This window comes from Klebsiella sp. WOUb02 (assembly GCF_050058015.1).
GTDB lineage: Bacteria > Pseudomonadota > Gammaproteobacteria > Enterobacterales > Enterobacteriaceae > Klebsiella.
Window position 1 is genome coordinate 3,336,506 of sequence record NZ_CP170110.1, and the last position, 17,035, is coordinate 3,353,540.

Annotated in this window: 13 protein-coding genes and 5 pseudogenes; 15 read left to right on the top strand and 3 right to left on the bottom strand. The window is 62.7% G+C overall.

Annotation, left to right across the window (positions count from 1 at the left end; all coding sequences use genetic code 11):
• Positions 1-56: 56 nt before the first annotated feature.
• The 11 genes and pseudogenes from yjdN (at position 57) to phnP (ending at position 8,350) form a co-directional block, all read left to right on the top strand.
• Entirely contained in the window at positions 57-491 is a 435-nt protein-coding gene (gene yjdN / locus ABOC21_RS23150) for a VOC family metalloprotein YjdN (protein WP_426813419.1), read from the top strand.
• Between the two features lie 160 nt (positions 492-651).
• Positions 652-1,378, top strand: a pseudogene (gene phnF, locus ABOC21_RS23155) (phosphonate metabolism transcriptional regulator PhnF).
• Complete coding sequence (gene phnG / locus ABOC21_RS23160) at positions 1,379-1,831, top strand: phosphonate C-P lyase system protein PhnG (protein WP_426813420.1); 453 nt, start codon at positions 1,379-1,381, stop codon at positions 1,829-1,831.
• Entirely contained in the window at positions 1,828-2,412 is a 585-nt protein-coding gene (gene phnH, locus ABOC21_RS23165; RefSeq protein ID WP_426813421.1) for a phosphonate C-P lyase system protein PhnH, read from the top strand. The genes phnG and phnH overlap by 4 nt, the downstream gene beginning before the upstream one ends.
• Positions 2,412-3,477: pseudogene (locus ABOC21_RS23170) on the top strand (carbon-phosphorus lyase complex subunit PhnI). Before phnH ends, ABOC21_RS23170 begins: the two are co-directional and overlap by 1 nt.
• The gene (locus ABOC21_RS23175) at positions 3,470-4,318 is read left to right on the top strand and encodes an alpha-D-ribose 1-methylphosphonate 5-phosphate C-P-lyase PhnJ (protein WP_095104511.1); all 849 of its coding nucleotides are present in this window, start codon (positions 3,470-3,472) and stop codon (positions 4,316-4,318) included. The pseudogene ABOC21_RS23170 and the gene ABOC21_RS23175 overlap by 8 nt, the downstream one beginning before the upstream one ends.
• Positions 4,315-5,073 (top strand): phosphonate C-P lyase system protein PhnK, encoded by a 759-nt coding sequence (gene phnK / locus ABOC21_RS23180; RefSeq protein ID WP_426813422.1) that lies wholly within the window; start codon positions 4,315-4,317, stop codon positions 5,071-5,073. Before ABOC21_RS23175 ends, phnK begins: the two co-directional genes overlap by 4 nt.
• An 84-nt stretch (positions 5,074-5,157) precedes the next feature.
• Complete coding sequence (gene phnL / locus ABOC21_RS23185) at positions 5,158-5,844, top strand: phosphonate C-P lyase system protein PhnL (RefSeq protein WP_426813423.1); 687 nt, start codon at positions 5,158-5,160, stop codon at positions 5,842-5,844.
• The gene (gene phnM / locus ABOC21_RS23190; protein WP_426813424.1) at positions 5,841-6,977 is read left to right on the top strand and encodes an alpha-D-ribose 1-methylphosphonate 5-triphosphate diphosphatase; all 1,137 of its coding nucleotides are present in this window, start codon (positions 5,841-5,843) and stop codon (positions 6,975-6,977) included. The genes phnL and phnM overlap by 4 nt, the downstream gene beginning before the upstream one ends.
• A complete protein-coding gene (gene phnN, locus ABOC21_RS23195) occupies positions 6,977-7,540 on the top strand; it encodes a ribose 1,5-bisphosphokinase (protein WP_426813425.1) in 564 nt (187 codons plus the stop codon). Before phnM ends, phnN begins: the two co-directional genes overlap by 1 nt.
• Before the next feature lie 51 nt (positions 7,541-7,591).
• Positions 7,592-8,350: a phosphonate metabolism protein PhnP gene (gene phnP / locus ABOC21_RS23200; protein ID WP_426813426.1), complete on the top strand. Its 759-nt coding sequence runs from the start codon at positions 7,592-7,594 to the stop codon at positions 8,348-8,350.
• Here phnP and yjdP read toward each other — a convergent pair.
• Positions 8,347-8,697 carry a DDRRRQL repeat protein YjdP gene (gene yjdP / locus ABOC21_RS23205; protein ID WP_426813427.1) on the bottom strand — a complete coding sequence of 117 codons (351 nt, stop codon included), beginning with the start codon at positions 8,695-8,697 and terminating at the stop codon, positions 8,347-8,349. The two genes, phnP and yjdP, sit on opposite strands and share 4 nt — an antisense overlap.
• An 83-nt stretch (positions 8,698-8,780) precedes the next feature.
• Positions 8,781-11,148, bottom strand: a pseudogene (locus tag ABOC21_RS23210) (ATP-binding protein).
• A gap of 192 nt (positions 11,149-11,340) precedes the next feature.
• On the opposite strand from ABOC21_RS23210, the gene ABOC21_RS23215 reads away from it, so the two are divergent.
• The 3 genes from ABOC21_RS23215 to ABOC21_RS23225 are packed head-to-tail and all read left to right on the top strand — an operon-like array spanning position 11,341 to position 14,837.
• On the top strand, positions 11,341-12,861 hold the full coding sequence (locus ABOC21_RS23215; RefSeq protein WP_426813428.1) for a sugar ABC transporter ATP-binding protein: 1,521 nt from the start codon (positions 11,341-11,343) through the stop codon (positions 12,859-12,861).
• Positions 12,858-13,859, top strand: a complete 1,002-nt coding sequence (locus tag ABOC21_RS23220) for an ABC transporter permease subunit (RefSeq protein WP_426813429.1) — start codon at positions 12,858-12,860, stop codon at positions 13,857-13,859. Before ABOC21_RS23215 ends, ABOC21_RS23220 begins: the two co-directional genes overlap by 4 nt.
• A 36-nt stretch (positions 13,860-13,895) precedes the next feature.
• Complete coding sequence (locus tag ABOC21_RS23225) at positions 13,896-14,837, top strand: ABC transporter substrate-binding protein (protein ID WP_426813430.1); 942 nt, start codon at positions 13,896-13,898, stop codon at positions 14,835-14,837.
• A gap of 53 nt (positions 14,838-14,890) precedes the next feature.
• On the opposite strand, the pseudogene ABOC21_RS23230 reads toward ABOC21_RS23225, so the two are convergent.
• Positions 14,891-15,617, bottom strand: a pseudogene (locus tag ABOC21_RS23230) (response regulator).
• Positions 15,618-16,013: 396 nt separating this feature from the next.
• Here ABOC21_RS23230 and ABOC21_RS23235 point away from each other — a divergent pair.
• Positions 16,014-16,698 (top strand): annotated as a pseudogene (locus tag ABOC21_RS23235) (tetratricopeptide repeat protein).
• Positions 16,699-17,035 lie beyond the last annotated feature (337 nt).

A 17,035-nucleotide genomic window follows, 5' to 3' on the forward strand; every position in this document is an offset into this window, starting at 1 on the left:
AAATCGCCATGCACCCTCTACGCTTAATGGGTCATTCGTTATCTGAGGTCATGATTATGTCTTTAAGCCCCCATATCGCCTTTAGCGGCAACTGCGCTGCGGCCATCGCGTTCTACCAGCAGGCGCTTGGCGCGGAGCTTGTCCACCAGATCACCTACGGCGAAATGCCGCAGAATATGCGGGACGCCGAGGACGGCTGCCCTTCCGGCCAGCATCTCTCCGCCGACTGTATCGCCCACGCCAGCCTGCGCGTGGCGGGTAGCGAGCTGATGCTGTGCGACAGTCCCACCAGCGACGGCGAACGCTACGCCGGCTTCACCCTGGTACTCGACACTCAGGACCTGGATGAGGGTAAACGCTGGTTTGACGGCCTCGCCGCTGAAGGACGCGTCGAAATGGCCTGGCAGGAAACCTTCTGGGCCCACGGCTTCGGCAAACTTTTCGATCGCTTCGGCATCCCGTGGATGGTGAACGTCGTCAAGCAGCCTTAACGCTTTCCCTGCGGGCGGGTTCTCCCGCCCTGTCATCGCCCTGGCGCTAACTCTTCATCCTGCGGTCATTATGTTTTAACCGCAATGTCACAAAAACAGGTCAGGATCGGGCCACTCTCAGAGGGAAATCCCTTCTTCTGCTTAGTGAGGCTCGACTGACATGTACTTATCCAGACATCCGACCAGTTATCCAACCCGGTATCAGGAAATTGCCGCCAGGCTTGAGCAAGAGCTTCGTCATAACTACCGCTGCGGCGACTATCTGCCCGCGGAGCAGCAGTCTGGCCACCCGCTTTGAGGTCAACCGCCATACCCTGCGCCGGGCGATAGACCAGCTGGTTGAACGCGGCTGGGTGCAGCGCCGTCATGGCGTCGGCGTGCTGGTGCTGATGCGGCCGATCGACTATCCGCTGAACGCCCAGGCGCGCTTCAGCCAGAACCTGCTGGAGCAGGGAAGCCATCCGACCAGCGAAAAACTGCTGTCGGTGCTGCGCCCGGCCAGCAGCCACGTCGCCGAGGCCTTTGCCATCAACGAAGGCGATAACGTCATCCATCTGCGCACCCTGCGCCGGGTGAACGGCGTCGCGCTGTGCCTGATCGACCACTACTTCACCGACCTGCGTTTCTGGCCCGCGCTGCAAACCTTCAGCCAGGGTTCGCTGCACGATTTTCTGCGCCAGCAGCTGGACGTCGAGCTGACCCGCGCGCGCACCAAAATCAGCGCCCGCCGCGCGCAGGCCAAAGAGAGCAACATTCTGGGGATCCCCAACATGGCGCCGCTGCTGTGCGTAAGAACCCTCAACCACCGTCCCGGCGAACAGAACGCGACGGAGTACTCCGTCAGCCTGACCCGGGCGGACATGATCGAATTCACCATGGAGCACTGAATGCACTTTGATACCGCAACCCGCCAGCGCTGGATGTCCGTGCTGGCCCACAGTGAACCGCAGGAGCTGCAGGCGCGGATGCAGACCCTGCAGCTGGCGCCGCAGTACGAATCCATTCGCGCCCCGGAGACCGGCCTGGTGCAGCTGCAGGCGCGCATGGGGGGCATCGGCGATCGTTTCTTCGCCGGGGACGCCACCCTGACCCGGGCGGCGATCCGTCTCGCCGACGGCACGATCGGCTACAGCTGGATACTGGGGCGCGATCGCCTCCATGCCGAACGCTGCGCGGCCATCGATGCGCTGATGCAGTCGCCGCACCACTTTCATTCCTTAATGGAAACCCTGATTACCCCGCTGGAAGAACTACGAAGCGCGCGCATTGAAGCCCGACGCGCCGAAGTCAACGCCAGCCGGGTAGATTTCTTTACTCTGGTTCGCGGAGATAACGCATGACCCTACAAACCGCCTTTACCCTACCGGCGCAGGATGCCCAACACAGTTTTCGTCGCCTGCTGAAGGCCATGAGCGAGCCGGGCGTGATCGTCTCCCTGCAGCAGCTGCAGCACGGCTGGCAGCCGCTGAACGTCGCCTCTACCAGTCTTCTGCTGACCCTCGCCGATCGCGACACGCCGGTATGGTTTACCGCGGCGCTGCATAACGATCTTGTCGGCCAGAATCTGCGTTTTCATACCGGCGCGCCGCTGGTTGAGCAGCCGCAGCAGGCGGTCTTCGCCGTCACCAACGAGCGTATCAGCGCCGAACAGCTGAACGAGCTCTCCGCCGGCACCGTTGTCGCTCCGGAATCCGGCGTAACGCTGATCGTCCAGCTCCCCAGCCTTAGCGGCGGACGCATGCTGCGTCTGACCGGCGCCGGCATTGCCGAAGAGCGGATGATCGCTCCGCAGCTGCCGGACTGCATCATTGATGAACTGACCGAGCGCCCGCACCCGTTCCCCTTAGGCATTGACCTGATCCTCACCTGCGGAGAGCGTCTGCTGGCCATCCCGCGCACCACCCACGTGGAGGTTTGCTAATGTACGTTGCCGTCAAAGGCGGTGAGAAGGCGATAGTCGCCGCTCACGCCCTTCAGGAACACAAACGACGAGGCGATGGACGGCTTCCTGAAATTAGCGTGGAACAGATTACCCAGCAGGCTGAACCTGGCGGTTGACCGGGTGATGACCGAAGGCGGCATCGCCGATCGCGAGCTGGCGGCGCTGGCGCTCAAGCAGGCCAGCGGCGATAGCGTCGAAGCCATTTTTTTACTCCGCGCCTACCGCACCACCCTGCAGCGGCTGGCGGTGAGCGAGCCGGTAAATACCGCCGAAATGCGTCTGGAGCGCCGCATTTCGGCGGTCTATAAAGATATCCCCGGCGGCCAGATGCTCGGCCCGACCTATGACTACACCCACCGCCTGCTCGATTTTACCCTGCTGGCCAACGGCGAGACGCCGGCGCTGAAAACCACTGAGCAGCCGCCGGAAGCCACGCCGCACGTCTTTAACCTGCTGGTACAGCAGGGGCTGGCGAAAGCGGAACGGCAAACCCTCGCCGAGCCTGACGATATCACCCGCAGCCCGCCGGTTTACCCCTGTTCGCGTTCATCGCGCCTGCAGCAGCTGGTGCGCGGCGACGAAGGCTACCTGCTGGCGCTGGCCTACTCGACCCAGCGCGGCTACGGCCGCAACCACCCGTTTGCCGGTGAAATACGCAGCGGCTACGTGGCGGTAGAGATCGTCCCGGAGGAGCTGGGCTTTGCGGTCAATATTGGCGAGCTGCTGATGACCGAATGCGAAATGGTCAACGGTTTTGTCGCTCCGCAAGACGAGCCCCCGCACTTCACCCGCGGCTACGGCCTGACCTTCGGCATGAGCGAGCGCAAAGCGATGGCGATGGCGCTGGTTGACCGCGCGCTTCAGGCGCCGGAGTACGGCGAAGAGGCGGCCGGCCCGGCGCAGGATGAAGAGTTTGTGCTGGCCCATGCCGATAACGTCGAGGCCGCGGGCTTCGTTTCGCACCTTAAGCTGCCCCACTATGTCGATTTCCAGGCCGAACTGGCGCTGCTGAAACGCCTGCAACGGGAGAACGAACGTGGCTAACACCCTCTCCGGCTATAACTTCGCCTATCTTGATGAGCAAACCAAGCGCATGATCCGCCGCGCCATTCTGAAAGCCGTCGCCATCCCCGGCTATCAGGTGCCGTTCGGCGGCCGCGAAATGCCGATGCCCTACGGCTGGGGCACCGGCGGCATCCAGCTGACCGCCAGCCTGATTGGCGAGAACGACGTGCTGAAGGTGATTGACCAGGGCGCCGACGACACCACCAACGCGGTATCGATTCGCCAGTTCTTCACCCGCGTGACTGGCGTCGCCACCACCGAACGCACCGAAGACGCGACGCTGATCCAGACCCGCCACCGGATCCCGGAAACGCCGCTAACGGAAGATCAGATCCTGATCTTCCAGGTGCCGATCCCGGAGCCGTTGCGCTTTATCGAGCCGCGCGAAACCGAAACCCGCACCATGCACGCGCTGGAAGAGTACGGCGTGATGCAGGTAAAACTGTATGAAGATATTGCCCGCTTCGGCCACATTGCGACCACCTACGCCTACCCGGTGAAGGTCAACGGCCGCTACGTGATGGACCCGTCGCCAATCCCGAAATTCGATAACCCGAAAATGCACATGATGCCGGCGCTGCAGCTGTTCGGCGCCGGGCGCGAAAAGCGCATCTACGCGGTGCCGCCGTTTACGCCGGTGGAAAGCCTCGATTTCGACGATCACCCGTTCACCGTGCAGGAGTGGGATGAGCCCTGCGCCATCTGCGGCTCGCGCCACAGCTATCTTGATGAAGTGGTGCTGGATGACAGCGGCAAGCGCATGTTTGTCTGCTCCGATACCGACTACTGCCGCCAACAGAGCGAGGCGCAACAAAAATGAGCCAACCGTTACTTGCGGTCAATAATCTGACCCACCTCTACGCGCCGGGCAAGGGTTTCAGCGATGTCTCTTTTGAACTGTTCCCGGGGGAAGTGCTGGGCATCGTCGGCGAATCCGGCTCCGGCAAAACCACCCTGCTGAAGGCCATCTCCGCGCGCCTGGCGCCGCAGCAGGGCGAGGGGCTGTACCACAACCGCTCGCTGTACGCGATGAGCGAAGCGGATCGCCGCCGCCTGCTGCGCACCGAGTGGGGCGTGGTGCATCAGCACCCGATGGACGGCCTGCGGCGCCAGGTTTCAGCGGGCGGCAATATCGGCGAACGCCTGATGGCCACCGGCGCGCGCCACTACGGCAATATTCGCGCCACCGCCGGGCGCTGGCTGGAAGAGGTGGAGATCCCGGCATCGCGCATCGACGACCTGCCGACCACCTTTTCCGGCGGCATGCAGCAGCGCCTGCAGATCGCCCGCAATCTCGTCACCCAGCCGAAGCTGGTGTTTATGGATGAACCCACCGGCGGACTGGATGTGTCGGTACAGGCGCGCCTGCTCGACCTGCTGCGCGGCCTGGTGGTGGAGCTGAACCTTGCGGTGGTGATTGTCACCCACGATCTCGGCGTTGCGCGCCTGCTGGCTCACCGCCTACTGGTGATGAAGCAGGGTCAGGTGGTGGAAAGTGGTTTAACCGACCGGGTGCTCGACGATCCGCACCATCCCTATACCCAGCTGCTGGTGTCGTCGGTCTTGCAGAACTAGCCCGCGACACATTCGCTGGGTCAGGTAGCCCAGAGGGGCGCATCGCGCCGCCTGCGGGGAAACTCAGGCACTATGAGGCAACAAATGAACGCTATCCGCGTTGAAAACGTACATAAAACCTTTGTCCTGCATCAGCAAAACGGCGTTCGCCTGCCGGTGCTCGCCGACGCTTCGCTAACGGTTAACGCCGGAGAGTGCGTGGTGCTGCACGGCCATTCCGGCAGCGGTAAATCAACCCTGCTGCGCTCGCTTTACGCCAACTATCTGCCGGATAGCGGGCATATTCACATCCGTCACGGCGACGAGTGGGTGGACCTGGTGAACGCCCCGGCGCGCAAGGTGCTGGAGGTGCGTAAAACCACCATCGGCTGGGTCAGCCAGTTCCTGCGGGTCATCCCGCGGATTTCAGCGCTGGAGGTGGTGATGCAGCCGCTGCTCGATCTCGGCATTCCGCGCGAAGCGTGCGCCGCTAAGGCCGCGCGCCTGCTGACGCGCCTGAACGTCCCGGAACGCCTGTGGCACCTTGCCCCGTCCACCTTCTCCGGCGGCGAGCAGCAGCGGGTCAACATCGCCCGCGGCTTCGCCGTTGACTATCCGATCCTCTTACTCGACGAGCCTACCGCCTCCCTCGACGCCAAAAACAGCGCCGCGGTGGTGGAGCTGATTAACGAAGCCAAAGCGCGCGGCGCGGCTATCGTCGGCATTTTCCATGATGAAACAACACGCAACCTGGTGGCCGATCGGCTGCATCCGATGGGAATAACAGCATGATTATCAACAATGTAAAACTGGTTCTCGAAGATGAAGTGGTGAACGGTTCGCTGGAAGTGCAGGAGGGCATGATCTACGCGTTTGCCGAAAGCCAAAGCCAGCTGCCGCAGGCAATCGACGGCGAGGGCGGCTGGCTGCTGCCGGGGCTCATCGAGCTGCATACCGATAATCTTGACAAGTTTTTTACCCCGCGCCCGAAGGTTGACTGGCCCGCCCACTCGGCGATGAGCAGCCACGATGCGCTAATGATCGCCAGCGGGATCACCACCGTGCTGGATGCGGTGGCCATTGGCGACGTCCGCGACGGCGGCGACCGGCTGGAGAATCTGGAGAAGATGATCAACGCCATCGAAGAGACGCAAAAGCGCGGCGTTAATCGCGCCGAGCACCGCCTGCACCTGCGCTGCGAGCTGCCGCACCACACCACCCTGCCGCTGTTTGAGAAGCTGGTTGGCCGCGAGCCGGTGAGCATGGTCTCCCTGATGGACCACTCTCCGGGACAGCGCCAGTACGCCGACCGCAGCAAGTACCGCGATTACTATCAGGGAAAATATCATCTGACCAACGAAGAGATGGACCGCTTCGAGGAGGAGCAGATGGCGCTGGCGGCGGCCTGGTCGCAGCCGAACCGCGAGACCATCGCCGCCATCTGCCGCGAGCGGAAAATCGCCCTCGCCAGCCACGATGACGCCACCCGCGAACATGTCGTCGAATCACACCAGCTTGGCAGCACGATCGCCGAATTTCCTACCACCTTAGCCGCCGCAGAGGCCTCGCGTCAGCACGGCATGAACGTGCTGATGGGAGCGCCGAATATCGTGCGCGGCGGCTCGCACTCCGGCAACGTCGCCGCCCACCGGCTGGCGGCCGATAATCTGCTGGATATTCTCTCATCCGATTACTATCCCGCCAGCCTGCTGGATGCCGCCTTCCGCATCGCCGATGACGACGGCAACCGCTTCACGCTGCCGCAGGCGATTCGCCTGGTGAGCAAAAATCCGGCGCAGGCGCTGGGGCTAGGCGATCGCGGAGCCATTGCCGAAGGTAAACGCGCCGACCTCGTGCTGGCCCATCGCCGCGGGGAGCATGTGCATATCGACCACGTCTGGCGTCAGGGAAAGAGGGTCTTCTAATGTCCGGGAAACTGATTTGGCTGGTGGGGCCTTCCGGCTCAGGAAAAGATAGCCTGCTGGCGGCGCTCCGCCAGCGCGAGCACTCGCAGCTGCTGGTTGCGCATCGCTATATTACGCGCCCCTTTAACGCCGGGAGCGAGAATCATATCGCCCTCAGCAAGCAGGAGTTTTTCAGCCGCGCCGAGCGTCAGCTTTTTGCCCTCAGCTGGCACGCCAATAACAATTACTACGGGATTGGCATCGAAATTGACCTCTGGCTGCACGCCGGTTTCGACGTGGTGGCCAACGGCTCCCGCGCACACCTGCCGCAGGCCCGGGCGCGCTACGCCGACGCCCTGCTGCCCATCTGCCTGCAGGTCACGCCGGAGGTGCTGCGCCAGCGCCTGCAGCAGCGCGGCCGGGAGAACGAAACGGAGATCGCCCAGCGGCTTGAGCGCGCCGCGCGCTACGCGCCGACGGACTGCCTGACGCTGAATAACGACGGCACCCTCGGGCAATCGGTGGAGCAGTTCTTCACGCTGCTGCGCCGCCGCTACGCCCGACAAGAGAATCAGCATGCCTGACCGTCGGCGACGCGAAACCTTCATGTTAAAAAAGCGCCGTGAGGAGGAAGTATGAGCCTGACTATTCGCTTAAGCGGAACCGGCGGCGCCCAGCTGGTGCCGGTCTTCGGCTGCGACTGCGCCGCCTGCCGCCGCGCCCGTATCGATGAGGTCCACCGCCGCCGTCCCTGCAGCGCGACGGTGAAGTTCAACCACGCGGTGACGCTGCTCGACGCCGGACTCCCGGACCTGATGGAGCGCTGGCCCGCCGGGAGTTTTCAGCAGATTTTGCTCACCCACTATCATATGGATCATGTCCAGGGCCTGTTCCCGCTGCGCTGGGGCGTGGGGGCGCAGATCCCGGTATTTGGGCCGCCGGATGAAGAGGGCTGCGACGATCTCTTTAAGCATCCCGGGCTGCTGGATTTTAGCCATACCGTCGCCCCCTTCGTGGTTTTTGAGCTGCAGGAGCTCAGGGTGACCCCGCTGCCGCTGAACCATTCGAAGCTGACGTTCGGCTATCTGCTGGAGTCGGCGCACAGCCGCGTGGCGTGGCTGGCGGATACCGCCGGGCTGCCGGAAAAGACGCTGAAGTTCCTGCTCAATAACCAGCCGCAGGTGATTATTATCGACTGCAGCCACGAGCCGCGTCCGCAAACCCCGCGCAACCACTGCGATTTAAATACGGTGCGGGCCATCAACCTGATCGTTGGCTGCCCGCGCGTCATTCTTACCCATATCGGCCATCAGTTTGATGCCTGGATGATGGACAACTCGCTGCCGCCGGGGTTTGAGGCGGGCTACGACGGTATGGAGATCGTGCTGGATTAGTAGTCGTCATCCAGCCGCCGGCGATCGTTCTCTAACTGCCGACGGTCCTGATCCAGCTGGCGCTGGCGATCGTCAAGCTGGCGGCGGCGATCGTCCAGCTGACGCAGCCGATCGTCATACTGGCGTTGGCGATCGCGGCTTTGCTGACGACTCTGCTGATAACGCCCGTCATCATCGCGGCCGTCGCTATAGCGATCGTCGTCATCGGAGCGGCTATCGCCTGGGCTGTATGCGTCATTAATCGCCTGCTGAATATTGCCGATGGCGTCGTCAATAAGATCGGCGTGCGCAAGCTGGCTGCTCAGCGACAGGGTGCAGAGGATCAAAGCGGTCAAATAGCGTTTCATAGGGCCAGTCTCTTCGGGGGGCTGGCCCTACGGTAATCAACGACCGCCGCGGCGAGTAGCGGAGGAATCTCAATTAGATGCCGCTAGCGGGGCGCAACCACGGCGCTCCGTAGCGCCTGCTGCAGCTGGGCGCGGGTGAAGGGCTTACGCAGCAGCTCGACGTCCGGCAGCGCGGGATTATGCGCCGGGCGCAGATCCTGACCGCTGATCAACAGCAGCGCCACCGTCGGGAAGCGACGCTGCGTTTCGTTAATGACCTCCGCGCCGCTCAGCCTTCCCGGCAGCATCAGATCGCTGATTAGCAGCGCGATATCCGGCGAAGCCTCCAGCATCTGCAGCGCCTGCTCGCCGCTGGCGGTTTCCAGCGTCAGCCAGCCGAGCTGATGCAGCTGCTCGCACAGGGTCTGGCGCACGTCCGCCTCATCCTCAAGCACCAGCGCCAGCCGCTCGGCGCCGCTCTCCCGCTCGGCCTCGGGCAGCAGCCCGCTGGCCGTCGCCTGTACCGCCGCGCGCGGCAGCTGCAGGCGCACCGTCGTCCCCTGACCCGGCGCGCTTTCAATCGTCACCCTTCCCCCCGACTGGCGCACGAAGCCGTACACCATCGACAGCCCGAGGCCGCTGCCGCTGCCGGTTTGTTTGGTGGTAAAGAAGGGTTCAAACACCTGCGCTTTCACCTCCAGCGACATCCCGCAGCCGTGATCGATCACCTCCAGCGCCACCATATCCTGCCGCCGCCCGTCGCTGCGCGCCACGCGCTGGTTCCAGCTGCGTATTCTTATCACCCCGGGGCGCCCCTCCATCGCATCCCGCGCGTTCATCACCAGGTTGATAATAGCGTTTTCCAGCTGGCCGACGTCAATCCACGCCGGCCAGGCGGGGGACTGCGCTTCAATCTCGAGGCTCAGCGCCGCCGGCAGAGAGTGGCGCATCAGTTCGCCGAGGTTCTCCAGCAGCGGCTTCATCTCAACGGCGTGCGGATGCAGCGACTGCTTGCGCGAGAAGGCCAGCAGCCGCTGGGTCAGCAGCGCGCCGCGTTCGGCGGCCTTGCGCGCTCGCGAGATGCGCGCCGCGTCGTCCTCGTGGGGCTGAACCAGCTCCAGGCTGCCGATAATCACCGCCAGCAGGTTATTAAAATCGTGCGCCAGGCCGCCGGTCAGCTGGCCGACGGCTTTCATTTTCTGACTATGGAGCAGCGCCTGCTCCAGCCCCTTGCGCTCGGTGCGATCGAGCACTACGTTGACCAGCCCGCGCCCCGGCACCGGGCTGAAGCGCAGCTCAATCGTCCGGTCGTTGGCCAGCTGCAGCTCCTGCGGTTTCGGCAGCGGCGAAGCGAGGTTGGCCCGCATGTGTTCCGCAAGGGTCGCCGCCCGGCTCAGCAGCTGCTGGTAGTGCATGCCGCGCTGCAGATCGTTTGCCGCCAGCCCGAGCAGCAGCGGATACTGCGGATTCCACACCACCAGCAGCCCCTGATTATCAAACAGGGCAAAGCCGTCGCGCATCGCGTGAAAGGTGGTCTCCAGCAGGGTGCTTTTCTCCTTCAGCAGCTGGGAAGTGTGGGCCAGCGAGGCGGTGTTGCGGGCGAAGACGTTGAAGGCGCGCGCCAGCTCGCCCAGCTCATCGCGCCGCTGCAGGGCGGGCACCGAGACGAGGTTCTCGCCGTGAGCCAGCCGCGACATGGCGCGGGAAATGGCGGTCAGATTGGAGCCAAGATTGCGGTAGATATACCAGCCGGCGCAGCCGGTGATCGCCAGCGCCAGCAGCGCCGACAGCAGAATAAACATGCTGATGGAGCGCAGCTCCTGATGGCTTTGCGCCGCCCGCAGCTCCGAAGCCTGCGCCACCCTGGCGACATACTGATTAATATCGCTGTTCAGCAGCGCCACCAGCGCCTTGATATGGAACATATACCAGCCGATCGCCAGATCGCTCTCCTCCAGGCTGGGCCGACAGCGGCTCCAGCCTGGCAAGCTCGGTCTTAAAATCCGCAAGGATCCGGGCCTGCGTCGGGTCGACGCCGGTTGGCGGCAGGAAGCCCATCACCTCATCCAGCTGCTGCACGATTGAGCGCGGCGTTGAGGTGTGGATGGCGGCGGCGATCAGCCGATCCATCTCCGCCAGCCGCCGCGGATCGATCGCCGGCGCGCCGGGCCGATCGCGCAGATCCTGCAGATGGCGCAGATAGCTCTGGTTCTGATATAGCGAACTGAGCAGCTCATTGCGCTGCAGATGCCGGCGCTGGCCGCGCTCCAGCATGCCGCCTACGCTCTGCTGCAGCTCGTTGCTGCGGCGAATAATGCTGGCGACCAGCGCCAGCTCCTGCAGCAGGCTGGCGTGGCGAAAGCCCAGCACTGCCACCCCGGCAACCATCAGCGTCACCGCCACCATCAGCAGGTTAAACGAAAGCAGGCGTCCGCGGGCGCTGGTGAAAAACGGATAACGATGGGATGACATGGTCGGCTCCGCGCTAGTTTTGTTTATCCTGGCGGCTGGCGGCTGGCGGCGGCGACGGGGAGAGTAACGTTGCGTAATTGTGATCAAGGTTAACTATTCATCAATATGACAAATATGAACGGCTTCTGACATTTTGCATTTATCAGCCTGTGGTGCACTGCCGCTATCGACCTCTCTCGCAGGAGACCCTGTATGCCAGCAACGCCGGTACTATCCATGCGCAATATTGCCAAAGCCTTTGGCAAATTTTATGCGCTGAAAGGCGTCGATCTGACGGTCTGGCCCGGCGAGATCCACGCCCTGATGGGTGAGAACGGCGCCGGGAAAAGCACGCTCATGAAGATCCTCGCCGGCGCCTATACCGCCACCAGCGGCGAGATCCTGATCGACGGTAAACCGCACGCCATCAAAGGGCCAAAGGACGCGCTGGCGGCGGGCATCACGCTGATTTATCAGGAGATGCAGCTGGCCCCCAACCTCACCGTCGCCGAAAATATTTTCCTCGGCAGCGAGCTGGCGCGCGGCGGGATGGTGCAGCGCAAAGAGATGCAGAACCAGGCCCAGGCGGTCATTGACCGTCTTGGCGCCCAGTTTAAGGCCAGCGATCGGGTGATGAAGCTGACCATCGCCGAGCAGCAGCAGGTGGAGATCGCCCGCGCCCTGCACCGCAACAGCCGAATTCTGGTGATGGATGAGCCTACCGCCGCCCTCTCTTCGCGCGAAACCCAGCGCCTGTTTGAGCTGATTCTGCGCCTGCGCGATGAGGGCATGGCGATCATCTATATCAGCCACCGCATGGCGGAGGTTTATGAGCTGTCCGATCGCGTCAGCGTCCTGCGCGACGGCCAGTACGTCGGCAGCCTGACCCGCGACAGGCTCAACGCCACCGAGCTGGTGCGCATGATGGTGGGCCGTCCGCTCAGCGACCTGTTCAACAAAGAACGCGATATTCCGCTCGGCCAGCCGCGCCTGCGGGTGCAGGATTTGACCGACGGCAGCAAGGTGAAGCCGAGCAGCCTGGTGGTACGCGCCGGGGAGATCGTCGGCCTCGCCGGGCTGGTGGGCGCCGGCCGCTCCGAACTGGCGCAGCTGGTTTTCGGCGTGCGCAAGGCGAGCGGCGGCGTGATTGAAATCGACGGCGAGCCGGTGGTGATCCACTCGCCGCGCGAGGCTATCGATCTCGGCATCGGCTTTCTTACCGAGAACCGCAAAGAGCAGGGGCTGTTCCTCGAACTGGCGGCGCAGGAAAACATCACTATGGCGACGCTGGAGCGCGACGCCAGCTGGGGCATGCTCAACCGTAAGAAGGCGCAGAGCATCTCCGATTACGCCATCTCCCTACTCAATATTCGCGTCCCGCATTCTCAGGTGCGGGCGGGCGGCCTTTCCGGCGGCAACCAGCAAAAGCTGCTGATCTCCCGCTGGGTGGCGATCGGTCCGCGCATTCTGATCCTCGATGAGCCGACGCGCGGCGTCGACGTCGGCGCCAAGAGCGAAATTTACCGCATCATGAACCAGATGGCGCGTCAGGGCGTGGCCATTCTGATGATCTCCAGCGAATTACCGGAAGTGGTCGGCATGAGCGACCGGGTCTACGTGATGCGCGAAGGCGCTATCGTCGGCGAACTGCAGGCCGATGAGATCGGCCAGGAAAGCATAATGACGCTGGCCACCGGCGTTAACGACTCTCACCTTAAGGCGGAACAACCATGACAACGCAAAAAGAGACCGCCGCCCGGCCGGTGGCAAAAGCAGTGTCGGCGAAAAAAATGCTGATGGGCGATCTGATGCAAACGGTCGGCATCCTGCCGATTTTAATCCTGATCGTCGCGGTATTTGGCTTTATTGCGCCGAACTTCTTTACCGAAAGCAACCTGCTGAACATTACCCGCCAGGCGTCCATCAACATCGTGCTCGCGGCGGGCATGACCTTTATTATTTTGACCGGCGGGATCGACCTGTCGGTCGGCTCTATCCTCGGCACCACCGCGGTGGCGGCGATGGTGGTCTCTCTGATGCCGGAGATCTCCCTGCTCTCCATTCCGGCGGCGCTGATGCTCGGCCTGCTGCTGGGCCTGTTTAACGGCGCGCTGGTCGCCTTCGCCGGGCTGCCGCCGTTTATCGTCACGCTGGGCACCTATACCGCGCTGCGCGGGGCCGCCTATCTGCTGGCCGACGGCACCACGGTGATTAACTCCGATATCAGCTTTGAATGGATCGGCAACGATTATCTCGGGCCGGTGCCGTGGCTGGTGGTGATCGCCCTGGCGGTGATTGTGGTGTGCTGGTTCATTCTGCGCCGCACCACGCTCGGCGTGCATATCTACGCGGTGGGCGGCAACATGCAGGCCGCAAGGCTTACCGGCATCAAGGTGTGGCTGGTGCTGCTGTTCGTCTACGGCATGAGCGGCCTGCTCTCCGGGCTCGGCGGGGTGATGAGCGCCTCGCGGCTGTACAGCGCCAACGGCAACCTCGGCGTGGGCTATGAGCTGGACGCCATCGCCGCGGTGATCCTCGGCGGAACCAGCTTCGTCGGCGGTATCGGCACCATCACCGGTACTCTGGTGGGGGCGCTGATTATCGCCACCCTCAATAACGGCATGACGCTGATGGGCGTCTCCTATTTTTGGCAACTGGTGATCAAAGGGGCGGTGATCATCATTGCGGTACTGATCGACAAATACCGTACCCGACACCATCAAAGTGCATAACAACAATACCAATACCCTACGAGTGAGGAAGATAATATGCGTTTGAAACCGTTAGCGATCGCGCTCTGTGCCGGCACGCTGCTGGCCGCAGCGCCGTTCACCCAGGCTAAAGAACTCAAATCCATCGGCGTGACGGTCGGCGATCTGGCCAACCCGTTCTTCGTGCAGATAACCAAAGGCGCCGAGCTGGAAGCCCGCAAGCTGGCCGGGGATGGCGTCAAAGTGACGCTGGTTTCCAGCGGCTACGATCTCGGTCAGCAGGTCGCGCAGATTGATAACTTTATCGCCGCGAAGGTCGACATGATTATCCTTAACGCCGCCGACTCGAAGGGCATTGGCCCGGCGGTGAAGCGGGCGAAAGACGCCGGTATCGTGGTGGTGGCGGTGGACGTGGCCGCCGAAGGCGCGGACGCCACCATTACCTCCGATAACACCCAGGCGGGCGAAATGGCCTGTAAATACATCACCGACCGCCTGAAAGGGAAAGGCAACGTGGTGATTATCAACGGACCGCCGGTTTCTGCGGTACAGAACCGCGTCGAAGGCTGTCAGACCGAGTTCAAGCGCCACCCGGATATCAAAGTGCTGTCGTATAACCAGAACGCCAAGGGCAGCCGCGAAGGTGGTCTGGAAATTATGACCTCGCTGCTGGCCGCCAATCCGAAAATCGACGGCGTATTTGCGATTAACGATCCAACCGCTATCGGCGCCGACCTGGCGGCAAAACAGGCCCAGCGTAACGAGTTCTTTATCGTTGGCGTCGACGGCAGCCCGGACGGGGAAGAGGCGCTGAAGCGCAAGAATTCGCTGTTTGTCGCCACCCCGGCCCAGGACCCGCAGGTGATGGCGGCGAAGGCGGTAGAGATTGGCTACGACATCCTGCAGGGCAAACCGGCGCCAACGGCTCCGGTGCTGATCCCGGTGACGATGATCGATAAAAGCAACATCGGCACCTATAAAGGCTGGACCGTGAAGTAAGCGGGATCGGTCGGGCAATCCCCGGGAAACCTCCGGGGTGAGCCCCTTCGCGGCTACGCCGCCTTATCGCCGTGGATAACGTCCGCGGCGAACACATAGCCCAGGCCGCGCATGGTTTTGATCAGCGCCGGCTGATGCGGGTTAAGCTCAATCTTGCGCCGCAGGCGCATGATCAGCACGTCAATCGTCCGGTCAAACACCTCGATGCTCTCGCTATGGGTCAGCGTCAGCAGCTGTTCGCGGTTCAGCACCCGCCGGGCGTTCTGCGCCAGCGCCAGCAGCAGGCCATATTCACCCTGGGTCAGCGGCACCGGCTGCTGCTGAGGGTTAAACAGCTCACAGCGGCCGGTATCCAGCCGCCAGCCGTTAAAAATCAGCCCCGTCCCGCTGCCGCTCTCCGCCGCCAGCGCGCCGCTGCGCCTGAGCACCGCTTTCACCCGCGCCACCACCACCCGGGAGTTAAACGGCTTGCCGATATAGTCGTCGGCGCCCATCTCCAGCCCCACCACGACGTCGGCCTCGCTCCCGAGGCCGGTCAGCATCACCACCGGCAGTTCGGGCCTGCTGGTGCTGCAGCTGCTGCAGCACCAGCAGGCCGTTGGTATCGGGCAAAATCATATCCAGCAGGACGAGGGAAATATCCGCCCGCTGCGCCGCCACCGCCAGCGCTTCGCCGCCGGTTTGGCACACCAGCACGTCAAAAACGTGCGCGCTGAGCACATCGGCCAGCAGTTCGCAGATTGCGCTGTCGTCATCAACAACCAAAATGACCGGTTTCATAGCTTGCCTCTGCCCGCCGGGAATGATGTCTGTATGATTAATTCAGCAAACCAACTCCGACAAATCCATTGCCGGATAGCGTTTCTTCAACCCATGTCACAACTCCGCCCGCCTCGGCACGTCAAAACTGACGACGCCCTGCTTTTCGTCGGCGTTTCTCCCAAAAAGCCGGCGTATCATCAGGAAGTCCCTGCGTAGCGACGGCGGCCAGACCGTTTATCCGCAGCAGCGCGTCGCGCCTTTCCGGGATGCGGATCGGCCCTTCCGGCGGCGCGATGCTTACCGGAGGAACAAATTTATCGCCCCGGTTTCAGCCTCCCGGCGTAGCGGCCTGTCATTTTCTTCTCCTACGCCTGCCTTTATACTGTTAGCTGTATCCCTAATAGATAATAAAAAATGAAATACCTCTATTTATTGCTGGCGCTGGTCTCCCTCGCTGCAGGTGCCGTGGAACCCGGCAGTCAATACAAACAGCTGGCGGAATCGGGCGACCCGCGCGCGCAGTACTACCTCGCCGATACCTACGTCAGCTCCGGCGATTACCCGCAGGCCGAATACTGGGCGCAGAAGTCGGCGGCCAGCGGCGATGGCGACGCGCTGGCGCTGCTGGCCCAACTGAAGATCCGTAACCCGCAGAACGCCGACTACAAGCAGGCCAGGCAGGCTGGCGGAAAAGTCGGTGCAGGCGGGAAGCAAGGCCGGGGAGATCGTTCTTGCCCGGGTGCTGGTTAATCATCAGGCCGGCAAGCCGGACTATTCGCACGCCATCACCCTGCTGCAGGACGCGGCCCAGGACCCGGAAAGCGACTCCGCCGTTGACGCGCAGATGCTGCTCGGGCTGATTTACGCCAGCGGCGTGCAGACTGCGGAAGATGACGCCGCGGCCACGCTCTATTTTAAACGCAGCTCCTCGCTGTCCCGCACCGGCTACGCCGAATACTGGGCCGGGATGATGTTCCAGCAGGGGGAGAAAGGCTTTATCGAACCCAATCAGCAGAAGGCTCTGCACTGGCTAAATGTCAGCTGCCAGGAGGGGTTTGATACCGGATGCGAGGAGTTTGAGCGGATAACCAAGGGGTAGCCTCTTCGCGCCTGGATGGCTTTTTTAGGGTGGTTTGGACGAAAGCCGTGTTTTAAGTTCCGTTCATATTCCGTGGAATGTTCCGTTCACCATCGGTCCCGCATACTTCTGTTTCCTGCGGCATAGGTGAACGGCCCAGGGCCGGTTTCGCCCGGCCCTGGGGACCCGGCATCCCGGCAAGAAAAATCGTCGCTGCGCGATACCTTCGTCTCCGCCGTCTGGCTTTTCGGGGACGGCAAGAGGTAACTTCCCTGTAAGGCTTGCCTCCGCCAGCATCCATGCTGGCGGCCCCGGCCAGCCGCCTGCGCCTCAGCGATTTTTAGCCGGCCCAACCCCC

Excerpts from the sequence above, each read along its gene's own strand:
- ABOC21_RS23220 (WP_426813429.1), top strand. The coding sequence starts at position 12,858 with ATGACAACGCAAAAAGAGACCGCCGCCCGGCCGGTGGCAAAAGCAGTG.
- ABOC21_RS23215 (WP_426813428.1), top strand. The coding sequence starts at position 11,341 with ATGCCAGCAACGCCGGTACTATCCATGCGCAATATTGCCAAAGCCTTT.
- phnK (WP_426813422.1), top strand. The coding sequence starts at position 4,315 with ATGAGCCAACCGTTACTTGCGGTCAATAATCTGACCCACCTCTACGCG.
- phnH (WP_426813421.1), top strand. The coding sequence starts at position 1,828 with ATGACCCTACAAACCGCCTTTACCCTACCGGCGCAGGATGCCCAACAC.
- ABOC21_RS23225 (WP_426813430.1), top strand. The coding sequence starts at position 13,896 with ATGCGTTTGAAACCGTTAGCGATCGCGCTCTGTGCCGGCACGCTGCTG.
- phnM (WP_426813424.1), top strand. The coding sequence starts at position 5,841 with ATGATTATCAACAATGTAAAACTGGTTCTCGAAGATGAAGTGGTGAAC.
- phnG (WP_426813420.1), top strand. The coding sequence starts at position 1,379 with ATGCACTTTGATACCGCAACCCGCCAGCGCTGGATGTCCGTGCTGGCC.
- phnL (WP_426813423.1), top strand. The coding sequence starts at position 5,158 with ATGAACGCTATCCGCGTTGAAAACGTACATAAAACCTTTGTCCTGCAT.
- yjdN (WP_426813419.1), top strand. The coding sequence starts at position 57 with ATGTCTTTAAGCCCCCATATCGCCTTTAGCGGCAACTGCGCTGCGGCC.
- phnP (WP_426813426.1), top strand. The coding sequence starts at position 7,592 with ATGAGCCTGACTATTCGCTTAAGCGGAACCGGCGGCGCCCAGCTGGTG.
- phnN (WP_426813425.1), top strand. The coding sequence starts at position 6,977 with ATGTCCGGGAAACTGATTTGGCTGGTGGGGCCTTCCGGCTCAGGAAAA.
- yjdP (WP_426813427.1), bottom strand. The coding sequence starts at position 8,697 with ATGAAACGCTATTTGACCGCTTTGATCCTCTGCACCCTGTCGCTGAGC.